9 protein-coding genes are annotated in these 12,990 nt (G+C 73.0%); 1 reads left to right on the forward strand and 8 read right to left on the reverse strand.

Annotated elements, in window-relative coordinates; genetic code table 11:
- Positions 1–7: 7 nt before the first annotated feature.
- From Pla133_RS05410 to Pla133_RS05430, 5 genes are all read right to left on the reverse strand, one after another.
- Positions 8–2,197: a glycosyltransferase family 39 protein gene (locus tag Pla133_RS05410; RefSeq protein WP_145063254.1), complete on the reverse strand. Its 2,190-nt coding sequence runs from the start codon at positions 2,195–2,197 to the stop codon at positions 8–10.
- Positions 2,198–2,348: 151 nt separating this feature from the next.
- A complete protein-coding gene (locus Pla133_RS05415; protein ID WP_145063257.1) occupies positions 2,349–3,062 on the reverse strand; it encodes a hypothetical protein in 714 nt (237 codons plus the stop codon).
- A 262-nt stretch (positions 3,063–3,324) separates the two neighbouring features.
- Positions 3,325–4,212, reverse strand: a complete 888-nt coding sequence (locus Pla133_RS05420) for a sulfatase-like hydrolase/transferase (protein WP_145063259.1) — start codon at positions 4,210–4,212, stop codon at positions 3,325–3,327.
- Complete coding sequence (locus tag Pla133_RS25985) at positions 4,182–4,340, reverse strand: sulfatase-like hydrolase/transferase (RefSeq protein ID WP_419192161.1); 159 nt, start codon at positions 4,338–4,340, stop codon at positions 4,182–4,184. The genes Pla133_RS05420 and Pla133_RS25985 overlap by 31 nt, the downstream gene beginning before the upstream one ends.
- A 74-nt stretch (positions 4,341–4,414) precedes the next feature.
- Positions 4,415–5,818 carry a sulfatase family protein gene (locus tag Pla133_RS05430; RefSeq protein ID WP_145063261.1) on the reverse strand — a complete coding sequence of 468 codons (1,404 nt, stop codon included), beginning with the start codon at positions 5,816–5,818 and terminating at the stop codon, positions 4,415–4,417.
- Positions 5,819–5,922: 104 nt separating this feature from the next.
- Between Pla133_RS05430 and Pla133_RS05435 the strand changes: the two genes are divergently transcribed.
- Positions 5,923–7,260 carry a hypothetical protein gene (locus Pla133_RS05435; protein ID WP_145063263.1) on the forward strand — a complete coding sequence of 446 codons (1,338 nt, stop codon included), beginning with the start codon at positions 5,923–5,925 and terminating at the stop codon, positions 7,258–7,260.
- Here Pla133_RS05435 and Pla133_RS05440 read toward each other — a convergent pair.
- From Pla133_RS05440 to Pla133_RS05450, 3 genes are all read right to left on the reverse strand, one after another.
- Positions 7,254–8,627 carry a sulfatase gene (locus tag Pla133_RS05440; RefSeq protein WP_145063265.1) on the reverse strand — a complete coding sequence of 458 codons (1,374 nt, stop codon included), beginning with the start codon at positions 8,625–8,627 and terminating at the stop codon, positions 7,254–7,256. The genes Pla133_RS05435 and Pla133_RS05440 overlap by 7 nt on opposite strands.
- A complete protein-coding gene (locus Pla133_RS05445; RefSeq protein WP_145063267.1) occupies positions 8,624–11,272 on the reverse strand; it encodes a CehA/McbA family metallohydrolase domain-containing protein in 2,649 nt (882 codons plus the stop codon). The genes Pla133_RS05440 and Pla133_RS05445 overlap by 4 nt, the downstream gene beginning before the upstream one ends.
- Before the next feature lie 196 nt (positions 11,273–11,468).
- A complete protein-coding gene (locus Pla133_RS05450) occupies positions 11,469–12,791 on the reverse strand; it encodes a hypothetical protein (RefSeq protein WP_145063269.1) in 1,323 nt (440 codons plus the stop codon).
- Positions 12,792–12,990 lie beyond the last annotated feature (199 nt).

Consider the following 12,990-nt stretch of genomic DNA (forward strand, 5'->3'; position numbering starts at 1 on the left):
GGCGCGCTCAGCGCAGGTCGCCGGTGAACCAAGGCGTGACCGGGGCAGCGGCCCCCAGGTTCCAGGGGGCTTGCACGCGGTTGCGGAGGGTCGTGCCGTAGGCCGTGAAGGTCACGTAGAGCACCGCGGCGACGACCAGGCCCGCAGCGAGGGCTCGGCGCGCCGCGGCACCGGCGGGACGGCCCCAGCCCAGGCGCCCGAGCGCCACGTCGATGGCGTGTCCTGCGAGCACCGCCAGGGCCGGCACCCCGGGCACCAGGAAACGGTCGTGCATGAAGAACAGGATCGGCACCACCAGGACCCCCGCAGCCATGGCGCTGACCGGCAGGGTCCGGCGGTTGCCGCGCGCACGGGCGGAGATCCAGCCGCAGAGCGCGAGGAGGAGCAGCGGCCAGAGTTGGCGCTCGGCCAGGAGCAGCTCGAGCTTGGTGCGCTCCAACGCCAGCCAATCACCGGTGTGCTCGAGGATGAACTCGCGGGCGATGGCCGTGAACTGGCTCGGATCGACGTCTTCGGGCGGATTCTGGTAGGTCCCGTCGGCGTCGGGGTTGTTGCCGATGTAGACGTTGACGGCGCCGTTGGAGGTGATCGGCACGAACTCGCCACTGACCGCGAAGTTGCGCACGGTGACCGGCAGGACCGTCAGCGACGCCGCCACCAGGAAGATCGCGGTCCGTCGCAGGCGCGTGGACCACTCCCCGCCGCGCAGGGCGAACCAGGCGGCGACTGCGAGCAGGAACAGGCCCAAGTTCGGGCGCGCGAGGATCGCCAGCGCCGCCGCGACTCCGGCCAGGGCCAGGTTGCGCGCTGACGGCAGGGCGCGCGCGGCCACGGCGCGGTCGATCGCGAGGGTGGCCAGGAAGGTGGCCAGGGCCGCGATGAAGGTCGTCCACTCGTAGTAGGCCAGGAACGGATAGAAGGCGCACACGAGCCCCGCTGCCCAGCCGGCGCGCGGCGAGAAGACGCGTTGCCCGATGCGGAAGGCGAGGCCACAGGTCAGGGCCCCCAGCACGTTCTGCACGAGCACCACGTGGCGGAAGTCCTCGCCCACGACCAACATCGTCAGGGCCAGGAAGTAGCGGTAGAGCGGCGCCCAGTAGTAGGCGTGGCCCGGGGCCATGGGATCCTCGAGCACGATCCGCAGGGCGTGGGAGAAGTGCAGGTAGTCGTCGTTGCCGAAGCCCTGCATGATCCCGCTGTGCGGCTGGCCGAAGTACACGGCGTGCACCGCGAGGCGCAGGGCCAGGGCGATGGCGGTCACGCCGAGGAAGCCGCGCACCGGAGCCGCGGCGCGGCGACTGACCAGCAGGCACGCCAGGGCTCCGACCAGGACCAGCGCGCGGGCGGGCACCAGCGCGAGCGCCAACCACGAGGCCAGGGCGTCGAGGGTGCGGCGACCGGGAATGGTGGGGCGCGGCGACAGGGATCGGCGCGGCACGGGCTCGAGCCCCTCCTCAGCGCTGCCCCACAAGAGCTCGAAGCGCGTCGGCTGGGCCGCACCCTGGGTGTTGCGGATCGACAGGTCGTAGCTCTGTCCGGCGACCAGGTCGACCGCCTGGGTCGCGTCGCGGCCCTTGGCCGCCTGCTGCCCCTCGAACTCGAAGCGCGAGCGCATCCCGCCCTCGGCCCGCAGCAGGAAGTGCCCCGTCTCCGGCGCCGTGAAGACACCGCGCCAGACCACCTCGAACTCCGGCCGCACCCGCGGCGAGGGCCGGAAGCGCTCGACCGCGTCCGGGTAGTCCAGGTGCACCGTGGGCCAGCGTCGATCCCAGGCGATCGCGAAGCGGCGGTGGTTGAGGAAGCTCAGGGGCCAGCGGCGTACGAAGGCGCCGCGGCTCTCCTCGTCGAAGGAGAGGAGTTCGTCGACTCGGGTCTGGCCCTCGAGTTGGCGGTAGGCGACGGAGCGCTCGCCGGCCTCGGGGGACTGGTCGGTGCGGTAGGTGGCCGCTAGCCCGTGCTCGAGGGCACCCAGGCGCGCCGCCGTGAGGGCCAGGGCCAGGGCTCCCAGGGCCAGGGCGACGCGCCGCGCCGCGATGACCTCGACCAGCCGCGCCCGATCCCCGACCAGCAGGCCGACCAACAGCAGGGGCAGGACCAGGCCCACGGCGTAGGGCCAGCCGTGCAGGCTCTCGACGAGAGCCCAGGCGTAGACGCACGCCGCCGCGGCGGGATGGACGGGGTGGGAGGGGGAGCGCACCGGGCTACAGGCTAGCCCGCAGCGGTGCCCAGGATCCGCGGCCCTTGCGTCCAAGTCGTTCGATGTCGGCCCCGCGCGGCTCGGTCGCGCGTGTGCGGAGCATCACTCCCCGGGACTGTCCGATCCGGAGCTCGATCCGGTCGCCGCCGCGTCAGCGCAGCAGCGGGTACCAGATGCGCCCGTCGCGGCTCGGCCGCCCGTCGCCGGCCGGCCCACTCCACACGCTGCCGCCCGCCGAGCTGGCCGCGCCCGTGTCGGGTCCGCTGTCGAGGCCCTGGTAGTGGGGGCCGTGGTTCCAATCGGTGGCCCAGATCGTGCCCTCCACGCCGACGTAGTAAGCCGGCTGCTGGCCGGTCACCTCGCTCGCCGGCCAGGCGTAGGCGCACCAGCGTTGCTCGGCCTGGTCGGTCTGGATCGCGCCGGGCCCGGCGAACTCGATCGACACCGCGTCGGACAGCGGCGCTCCCCCGCGACCCGGGAGCCAGACCTGGAAGACGTAGTGCCCGTCCAGGGCGGCGCGGTGGCCGCGGGTGTTGACCACGGCGGACGTCAGCGCCGTCCCGATCAGCGACGGCCGCGGCCGGCCCGCGGCACCGCGCGTCAGGTTGCCCCCCAGCTCGCGCAGGAAGCCGTACTCGCCCAAGCCGTCGTGGTCCTCGTCGATCGTGCCGTCGGCGGCGAAGCGGGCCTGGGCGGCGGAGATCGTGCGCAGATTCTCGATCGCCTTCAGGGACAGTTGGTGCGCCTCGGCCTCGTCCACGGAGCTGGGCAGCTCCAGCAGCATCTGGGCCCCGAAGAAGGCCAGCGCCAGGCAGGAGCCCAGGCTGACGACGGGGAGCCAGAGGCGGTCGAGACCCGGGAGCATCGTGGGGCCATCGGCGGCGCCCGTCGCGGCGCTGGAGCGATTCGCTCGGATCTAGGGCGCGCGTCCGCCCGCGGCGCGGACGGGCCTACTCGTCGCCGCCCGTGTAGCCCAACTCGATCAGGGCTCTGGACGGGGCCTCATCCAGCTCGGCGGGCGCGCCCACCTGGGCGTGGATCTGCGCCGTCGAGGCGAACTCGTCCCACACCCCGCGCAGCCGCTCGACCTCGCTCGGGTAGTCCTCGGCGAGGTCGTCCAGCTCGCCCTAGTCCCGCTTCAGGTCGAACAGCCAGCGCACCTCGCCCCGTCCGTTCACGTCGGGATCGCGCTCGATCAGCTCGAGGTCGCCGCGGACCACCGCGCGCAGCTCGCCGCCGCCCAGCTCGTCCAGTCGCGTGCGCATCGAGAACACCGGCCGCTCCTCCGCGGGGGGGTGCGGGGCCGCGTCGTCGGGCACCCGACAGCGACGCACCTGGGCCTCGTCGAGGGTCTCGTCGCCGAGCAGGTCACGCAGGGTCGGCAGCAGGTCCACCGTGCTGACGTTGGCCTCGACGCGCGAGCGCAGCCGCGGCCGCGTCGGATCGACGATCACCAGGGGCACCCGCGTCAGCTCCGAGAAGAGCTTGAAGCCGTGCTGGGTCTGGTCGCTGCGCTGCAGCAGCTCTTCCCCGTGGTCGGAGGCGAAGATCACCACCGTCTCCTCGTCGACGTGCAGCAGCTCGAAGGCCTCGCGAATGCGCTCGTCGCAGTAGCGGATCTCGCTCGCGTGGGCCGCCTCCACGAAGGGCAGGGCCACCTCCCGCGCCGCGGTGCGGAGTTGCGCGGCTTGGGGCCCGGCGGCCGCTCGTAGTTGGGCTCGCGCTCCTGGTAGAGGTCGTGCGGGTCCATGTCGTGCAGGTACACGAAACCAACTGCCCTCGCCGAACACGACCTCCTCGGCCCAACTTGCGAGCTCGGCGTCGACCTGGTCGGAACCGGTGTTCTCGAAGGTCGTGAAGCGGTCGAAGCCCCGGTCGAGGCCGATCTGCCAGCCGATGTTGGGGTTGTCCGCGATGCCGAAGGTGCGGTAGCCCAGGCGTCCCATGGTCTCGGGCAGGGTCTCGAGCTCGTCGGGGATCCGCATCACCTCGAGGCCGTCGACGGCGCCGTCCACGAGGACGCCGACCAGGCCCGCTCGAAGAGCACGCCGTGCCGAGCCAGGTTCGCGAGGAACGGCGCGGTGTCGCGCTCGTACCCGTAGAAGGGCAGGCGATCCGCGCGCAGGGTGTCGACCACTACCATCACCACGATGGGGCGCGCGCGGCCCAATCGGCCGAGTGCGCGTCGACGGGAGCGGGGGCCGGCCGGGACTGAACTCAGAGGTAGCCGAGCTCGCGCAGCATCTCGATGGTGTCGGCGTCGAGGTGCTCGGTGGAGCCCTCGACACCGCGCACGGCGCCGCGCCGCTCCAACTCCGCGCGCAGGGCCCGCGCGACCGGTTGGTCGGGGGTGAACAGGTTGCGGGTCTCGCCCGGGTCCTGTTCCAGGTCGTAGAGCTCGTGGTTCTCGCCGTCCGGGCGGTGGACGTACTTCCACTTGCCGGCCGTCAAGGAGTAGAGCCGCGTGTCGCGTCCCTGCCCGTCGTTGGGCGCGTGGTGGGCTTCGGCGTAGACCTCCGCCGGTTCGTCGGGGACGGTGCCGTTCAACAGGGGCAGGATCGAGCGCCCGTCCGGAGCGAGGCCGTCGGGGAGGTCCACGCCCAACAGCTCGACCACGGTCGGGAACAGGTCGACCAGCCGCACCCGCTGCGCCAACCGCGCGCCCGCGGGCAGGCCCGGTCCGGCCATCACCCATGGCACGTGCAACTGCTCGCCCCACAACAGGCCATGGGTCCAGAAGTCGTGTTGGCCGAGGCCCTCGCCGTGGTCGGCGATCAGACAAACGAGCGTGTCGTCGGCGCGCCCGGCCCGGTCGAGCGCCGCGATCAAGCGCGCGAGCTGCGCGTCCTGGAAGGCGATCTCGGCGTCGTAGAGCTCGATGCGGTCCTCGTCGCGACGCACCTCGCGCAGGTGCCCGCGCTGGTCCAGGTCGCCGGGGAGGTCGAAGCTGACCCGGGGCGCGAGGAACTCGCGCGGAGGGACCAGGGTCGCGTCGTGGGAGTCGAAGAAGTGCACCATCAGGGCGAAGGGCCGGTCCTCGCCGACGGCGCCATCCAGCCACTCCAGGGCCAGGTCGGCGGTGTCGTCCGCGCGGCGCTGGTACTCGTTGCCCAGGCCCATGGCGGCCCGCGCGCGGGCGCCCTTGCGCGTGTCGTCGTTCCAGGTCTGGAAACCGCGATCGAGCCCGTAGCGCGCGCCCATGGGCGGCGCGCTGACGAAGCCGGCGGTGCTCCAACCCTCGTCGGAGAGCAGCTCGGCCAGGGTCACGACCTCGCTCGAGAGCTCCTCGCGCCCGACCATGTAGAGGCTGCGGACGCCGGTCCGGTAGGGGTAGGCCCCGGTCAGGAAGCTGCTGGCCGAAACGGGCGTCAGCGACGCCTGGGACCAGACCTGTTCGCAGACCAGCCCGCGCGCGCCCAGGGCGTCGACGGTGGGGCTGGTCTCGCGCCCGTAGCCGTAGGTCGACAGGTGGTCCGCGCGGGTCGTGTCGAAGACCACCAGCAAGAGGTTCGGACGCTGCGCCGGCGCCTCGCTGCCGCAGGAGCCGACCAGCGCGGCCAGCGCGGCCAGCAGCAGGCCCGCGGCGAGGTTGGCGGTGGAACGGCGTCGATCGGTGCTCATGGTCGGGATGCCACGCCGTGGGACGCGGATCGCCGCCGATCATAGCGGGCACCCCGCGCGCGACGTTGCGGGCGGCAGAGCGTGGCCGCAGACTGCCCGGGCCGATGGGGGCCAACGACCACAGGGAAGCGGGCGCGGGGCCGCTGCGCAGTGCGGCGCTCGCCCTGGTGCTGTTCGCCCTGGCCCTGGCCTGGTTCCAACTGGGCTCCGCCGCGCCGCCGGATTCCTTCGACGTGGACGAGGCCGAGTGGGTCGCGATCGGCGTCCACACCTGGCAGCTGGCCACCACGGGCGAATCCCGCGACGCGGGCGCCAGCGAGGCCGAGCTGGCCGAGGCGGCCGCCAGGCCCTGGCGCCTGGGCATCCAGGAGTCGACCTTCGGCTGGATGAACCCGCTCCTGCCGAAGCTCGCCTTCGGTGCGGCGGCGGCGGTGGCCGGGATGGACCAGTCCTCGCGGCGCGTCTACCCGCGTTTCCACCCCGACGGCATCGACCGACCGAAGTCGGACGCCACCCGCGCGCGCCGGCGCTTCCTGCCCGCGGCCGACGCGGCGCGGCTGGTGACCTCGATCGTCGCCGCCGGTCTGGCCGCGGCCCTGTTCGCCGTGGCCCGCGCCCAGGCCGGGCTCGCGGCGGGGCTGGCGGCCTGGCTGCTGTTCGCGGCCTCGCCCACGGCTCGCACGGTGGCGGTCTACGTGCGGACCGACCTCTTCCCTCTGTTGTTCGGAGTGCTGGCGCTGCTCCTGGCGTTGACGCGGGCGCGCGACCTCGGCGGAGCGCGCGGCTGGCGTCCACTCGTCGCTTGGGCCCTGGCCCTGGGAGCCCTGTGCGGCGCGGCCGTGGGCAGCAAGCTCAACGGCGCGCTCGTGTCGTTCGCGGTGCCCCTGTGGCTCGCGGCGGCCTGGTTGGCGATCCCGCGCGGCGAGCGCCCGTCCATCCTGCGTCCGCTGGCCGCGGCGGTGACGGCGGGCCTGGTCTGTGCGGGCCTGTTCTGGGTGACCCTGCCGGGGCTGTGGGGCGATCCGCCCCTCGAGGCCGTGGGCGAGTTGCTGCGGACCTGGAAGAACTCCCTGGCGCAGATGTCGCGCTTCGGTCCCGCGGACCTGGCGGCGCCGAGGGACTTCTTGCCGCGCCTGGGGCTCTCGTTCCAGCGTCTGTTCTTCGGCAACGAGCCGCTGTTCGAGCTGACCGGGGTGGCCCTGGGACTCGCGACCGTGCCCCTGGGACTCGCGGTTCTGGTTCGCTCCGCCTGGCGCGGTTCGATCGCCGCGCGGCAAGTGCTGGCCTTCGTCCTGGTGGTCGGCGCGGGCAGCTCGATCTGGGTGCCTCACGATCGCCCGCGCTTCTTCCTGCCGCTGCTGCTGGTGGCGGTCCTGGCCCAGGCGGCCCTGGTCGGCGCGTTGGCGCAACTCGCCGTGCGCCGGCGCGCCGCAGCTCAGTAGTAGCCCAGGGCCCCGAGCCGCTCGAGGTCGCCGGCGGACTCCTGCACCGCGCCGCCCTCGGCACCCAGGCGCGGCCAAGCGGTGACGATGGACTCGAGCGTGTCGCCGAAGACGTCCTCGTACCTTGCGAAGTCGCCGTACAGGTCGCGGGCCTCGGCGGGATCGGCGCGGACGTCGTACAGCTCGTGGTCGCCGTCGCTGGAGCGGATCAGCTTGAGGCCGTCGGCGTAGAGCACGCGCCGCACGCGCTGGAAACGGGCGCCGAAGCGCTCGTCGAACAGGTCCTTCGAGCGCGAGAGGTAGTTCTCGGCCACGACCAACCGCGCGCCGGCCTCGACCGGGCCCAGGAGCAGGGCCGGAGCGCGCTCGCGCGCCGTCGCGCGCAGCGCGTCGCCGAGCTGCTCGAAGATCAGCGCAGGCACGTGGGCGATGCTGATCGGGTCGGCGATCCTCGCGGGCACCCGTTGCCCCGGCGCCTTGAAGATCAACGGCACCCGCAGGGCCGGCTCGTAGACGTCCTTCGAGTGCTCGATCAGGTCGTGCTCGCCGAAGTACTCGCCGTGGTCCGACGTGAACACCAACACGGCGTCGTCGAACAGCTCCAGGCGCTCCAGCTCGTCGAACAGACGCCCCAGGGCCTCGTCGAGGTTGGCGATCGACGTGTCGTACTGGTCGATCAACTGCCGCAGGCGCTCGGAATCACGGGGCTCGGTGCCGGTCAAGACGGGCCCGTACAGGTCGCGCAGCAGTTGGGCCGAGCGGCGCCCGACCGGCCGCGGCAGGAGCCCCGGACGCTCGACCGAGTTGTAGGGCCGGTGCGTGTCCATGTAGTTGAGGAACAGCAGGAACGGCCCGTCCCCCGGCTGCGCCAGGAACTCGAAGACCTGGGCCTCCAACTGACCGGCGGGCTCTTCGCGCACCGTCCACTCGTCGAAGCCCTGGGCCAGGCCGTACTTGGGCTTCAGGAAGGCGCCGTTGGCCGCGACGCCGAAGGTGCGGTAGCCCGCTTCGCCCAGGACCTCGGCCAGGGTCACGGCGCGCTCGTCCAGTCCGCGGGCGTTGCTGCCAGGCCGTTCGATCGCGACGGTGTGCGCCCCGTGCTGCAGGGGCAGGAGCCCGGTGAAGAGCGACGCGTGGGAGGGCAGGGTCCAGGGCGCCGTGGACCTGGCCGTCTCGTACACCGTCGCGCGCGCGGCCAGGGCGTCGAGGCGCGGACTGGTGGCGACGTCGTAGCCATAGGTGGAGAGGTGGTCCGAGCGCAGGGTGTCGGCCACGATCACGATCACGTTCGGCGGCGACGGTTCGCTCGAGCCTCCGCAGGCGGCGAGCGCCGCAGCGGCCAAGCCCCAGGCGCCAAGGCCCCTCAATCGATGACCTCGTCGATCCGGATCGGGCTGGTCCAGACCACGTTGCCGTCGCGGAAGACGATGCGCGCGTAGACGGCATCGCCGGCGGCGAGCTCCAGTCCCTCGATGGTGGTCACCGGCTGGGGATCAGCCAGGGGCACGCCGATGCGCCAGACTGACTCGAGGCCGTTCTGCAGGTCCGCGAGGCGGTAGGCCCGCCCCGGGTCCAGGAACTTGAACAGCACCCGCTCGCGGTGCTCGTTGAAGCGCATCGTCACCGCGCGCGCCTCCTCGTCCCACTGCACGGCGAGCACCACGTCCGCGCGCTGGCGGTTGGACCACAGGCGCAGGGTCTGCGGATCGACGATCTCGAAGCCCGCGCCCTCGCGCTCGCCGCGGCGCAGGGCGCCGGACAGGATGCGCCCGCCCTTGAAGTTCGCGAGCAGGGGCATCTCCTCCCGCGCCGGCCGGTTCTGGGTGCCGATCACGATCAGCTCGGCGCCGCCGCCCTGGCTGCCGTCCTGGTTGCCGTCGAGTCGCCGCACCACCTGGCCCCCGACGACGAGCTCGATCGTCGCCACCGGAGCCGCGCTCGAGACCACCTCGACCACCGCGGTCGCCAGGGCCGGCGCGGCACCCATCTCGCCCCCGCGCAAGTCGCCGATCGAGAGGCTCGCGGCGCAGCGCGCGGTCGAGGCGATGGTGCTGCGATCCACGAGCGCGCCGATCACCCCTTCGCGCGTGGGCTCGGCCCCGATCAGGGCGCAGTAGCCGTCGCCGCTCTCGCCGTGGTCCGACGAGCCGATGAAGCCCAGGGGCCCGCCGACCGCGAGGAAGTGCTCCACGAACGGCCCGGCCGGGTGCATGTCCCGCGCGCCGTAGGGCAGTTGCGGCCCCTCGTAGGACCCGCGCGTGGCCTGGTACAGCTCGATCACCGGGTGCAGGGCCGAGTCCATGAAGGCCGGCAGGAAGCGGTTGCTGGCCGAGGACAGCATGTGCGGGATGGCGACCACGCGCCCGGGCTCGAGCGAGCTGGCGTGCTGCGCTTCCATGTTCCACCCGTCCTCGTCCACGCGCGCCTCCTGCGGGTCGAGGTAGACCAGATTCTGGTGACCCCAGCCCGAGACGTTGCGCTCGATGCCGGGCAGCACCACCAGACCCGGGGGCGCGTGGAAGCGCTCCACATCCCGCAACGAGCGCCACCAGGACCACTGGGTCAGGTGTTGGAAGTGATCGTTGATCGAGACGAAGTCGAGCCCGCCCGGACCGCGCGCGTAGCGGTAGTTGTCGAGGCCGGTGCCGTCCGAGGGGCCGGCGCAGCGCGACAGGTGCGTGTGGCGGTGCAAGTCGCCGAACAGCCAGCCGTCGACCTTCGGCCTGCGTCCCGTGGCGGTCGGGCCCGCCAGGGGCGCGGGGTCCAACGCCTCTCCCAGCTCGGGCCAGCCCGTCGGCGCGCCGAGCTCGGTCACGCCAACCCGCCAGGGCTGCTCGATCGGCACGTTCCACAGCTCGATCGCGTCGAAGAAGCGCTCGCGGTCGTCGCTGGCCTGGACGCAGAACACTCGACCGTCAACCGACACCATGCGATTGGTGGCCTCGTTGTCGCCGATCGAGCAGGGCACCGGCTCGGGCCCGGCGGCCGCGTCGCCGAACCGAATGGCCCAGGTCCGCCAGGAGTGGTGGGTGCCCGACAGGTTCTGGCTGCCCTTGCCCTCGCGCGGCCGGTAGGGCGGGTCCAGGCGACGCACGGTCATGACCAGTCCCTCCGCGCAGGCGAACAGGTGCGGGAACTGGCTGCGCGCCGCAGTGTTGTCGGGGAGGGGGACCGAGCGCACGCGGCCGTCCGGGTCGACGCGGGCGAGGTTCGTGGTGCGGCTGTCGCGCAGGGGCCCGGCGTGGCCGAAGTCGCGGAAGGACTCCCAGGCGACCCACGGCTGCCCGTGGCCGTCGACGACCAGGGACGGGTAGCCCTGGTACTCGGGACCGCCCGCCAGGCACAGGGTCCGGGATTCGGCCGCGCCCAACGGCCCGGCACAGAACACGTCGAAGGTGTCGTCGACGAAGGCGTCCCAGGCCAACCAAGTTTGGCCGCCCGGTCCGCTGGCCACGCGCGGGGACCACTCGTCCCAGGGCGTGTCGGTGGCGTTGACCGCCGCGGACCAGGCGCCCCCCGGCGCGCGCCGACGCCAGTGGATGTCGTACTGGCCGTCCACGATCGCCTGCCAAGCGAGGGTCAGGCGGCCGTCGGGCGCGACCGCGAGCTGCGGCTCGAGCCCGCCCGGTGCGAGCTCCTCGGCGGGGCCCAGGGCGATGCGATCGCCGTCCAGCTCGAGGCTGCGGCCGACGACGGACGTCCCGCCGTCGACGCGGGTCTCGAAAACGCAGAAGGCCCCGTCGCCGAGGGCCGCGAGGCTCGCCAGGCCCAGGCCGCGGTTGCCGTCGGCCACGGTCGCGCTGGCCAGGCTTCGCCAACCCTCGGCGACACGCTCCAGGCACTGGACCTCGAGCCGCGGCCCGTCGTCGGTCCAGGCCATCCACGAAGCCCACAGCCGACCGGCGCCGTCGACGCAGGCCGCCGGCTCGCCGGCCGTCTGACCGACCGGGGTCAGCCAGTGGTGACCTGGCACGGGGCCGGGCGCCGGCGACTCGGGCGGCGGCTCGACCACCGCCGGCCGATCGTCTGCTCCGCCTCCGCAGGCGCCTAGAGCGAGGGCGACGGCCAGGACCCTGCTCGGTCGTTGAGGAAGACTGCGAGGGCACATGGCGAGGCCACCCAGCCTACGGCGCCGCGCGCTCGGACGGAGGGGGGCGGGGGGCGGAACAGCCGCTCGGCGACCCAGGGCCGGCGACGCAGCGCCGAACTCAGTCGAGGGAGAAGGTGATGAACCAGGGCGGCGCCAGTTGCAGGTTCACGCCGTCGTACTCGAGCGACTGGTAGGACAGCATCAGCCCACCCAGCACCGGGTCGGCCGGCGAGCTCGCGACGTCGCTGCCCAGGCCGTCCTGGTTCAGGACGATCGGCGCGTGGTTCACGATCAGGATCAGGTCGAGCAGCAGCACGCCCTCGATCCCGGGCAGGGGGATCGGCGTGCCGGTGTAGAGGGCCAGCCACCAGAAGTGGATCGCGCCGGGATCGCCCTCGAGGAAGACGCCCTGGTCGACGCCGACCTTCGGCGTGGGGTCGGCGATCCACATGGACGGCAAGCGATCGGGACGCGGGTTGGTCTGTGCGCCCGACTGGGCGACCACGGCGATCTGCGTCGCGCTGTTCGGTCCTTCGCCGGGGGCGAAGACGACGTCCGATCCCCAGCGGGCGGAGCTGGTGCCGTCGAGGAAGAGGGCCGCGCCCGCCAACAACTGACCTGCGGGGCCGTCGGCGTCCGCGTCGCCCCCGGCTAGACGATTGGTCTTGCCGCCGTGCAGATCGAGGGTGCTGGCGACCAGGTGCAGGCCGTCCCCACCCGTGAGCGCGCCGGGGGGGCCGCTGCGGTTGCCGGCCTGCACGTCGCACAGGGCCAGGGTGAACTTGGAGCCGATCAGCTCGATGGCGTGGGCACCGGGGACCTCCAGGGCGCCCGCGTCGGTCGGCGCGCGGCTCGCCTCGAGGCGGCCGTCGCTGAACCAGACGTTGCTGCTCTGGGCGCGCAGGGCACTGAGGGGAAGGCCTCCGAGGTCGCTGCCCGCGGGCCCGGCGGTGGTCACCACGCGCACCGAGGAGAGGAAGGTGCGCGTGCAGCCCGCAAAGTCCAGGTACGCGCCACCGGTCGGGTGGGCGTCGTGCTCGGCGCGCACGATCTTGAGGTCGCAGAACTCCATCGGGCCGAGCACGCCCGTCGCACGCACGAAGGCCGGGGGCGAGGCGTCGACTCCGGCGACGGTGCCGAGCTCGAAGTTGCTGAGGCGCACGAGCAGGCCACTGCCGTTGCCGACGATCTCGATCGGGATCGAACCGGCCGGCGCGAGGATTCGCGTCTGGCTCGAGCCGCGGCCGCTGAGTTGGAGCGGCTTGTCGATCAGCACCGGACCGTAGTCACCGGACTCGACGAAGACGCGGTCCCCGGGCTGCGCGGCGTCGACAGCGGCCTGGATCGTCTGGTACGGGTGTCCGCTGCCCGGGGGGCCGACCCAGTGGTCTGCAAAGGGTGCCGGAGCGAGGGCGAGTGCGAGGCAGGCGATGGGGAGCATGGAAAGTTCGTTGTCGCTGGCGGAGAGGGCCGCTCCGAGCCTAGAGCACTTGCCCCTGGGCGCAACGGCGTGGCAGCCGCGATCCCTGCAGCGCCGACCGCGAGGGGTCGACTCGCCTTGCCCGCGTCCGGTCACCCGAGCGTCTCCGACCCACGGTGGCGACCGCCCGCGCGCGGGTCGGGGCAGTAGGTCAGGAAAC

This window comes from Engelhardtia mirabilis, assembly GCF_007748095.1.
Taxonomy (GTDB): Bacteria; Planctomycetota; UBA1135; order UBA1135.

What these genes read in the sequence shown, in the direction of transcription:
- Pla133_RS05430 (WP_145063261.1), bottom strand. Translation starts at nt 5,818, where the DNA reads ATGAGCACCGATCGACGCCGTTCCACCGCCAACCTCGCCGCGGGCCTG.
- Pla133_RS05435 (WP_145063263.1), top strand. Translation starts at nt 5,923, where the DNA reads ATGGGGGCCAACGACCACAGGGAAGCGGGCGCGGGGCCGCTGCGCAGT.
- Pla133_RS25985 (WP_419192161.1), bottom strand. Translation starts at nt 4,340, where the DNA reads ATGGTAGTGGTCGACACCCTGCGCGCGGATCGCCTGCCCTTCTACGGG.
- Pla133_RS05415 (WP_145063257.1), bottom strand. Translation starts at nt 3,062, where the DNA reads ATGCTCCCGGGTCTCGACCGCCTCTGGCTCCCCGTCGTCAGCCTGGGC.
- Pla133_RS05450 (WP_145063269.1), bottom strand. Translation starts at nt 12,791, where the DNA reads ATGCTCCCCATCGCCTGCCTCGCACTCGCCCTCGCTCCGGCACCCTTT.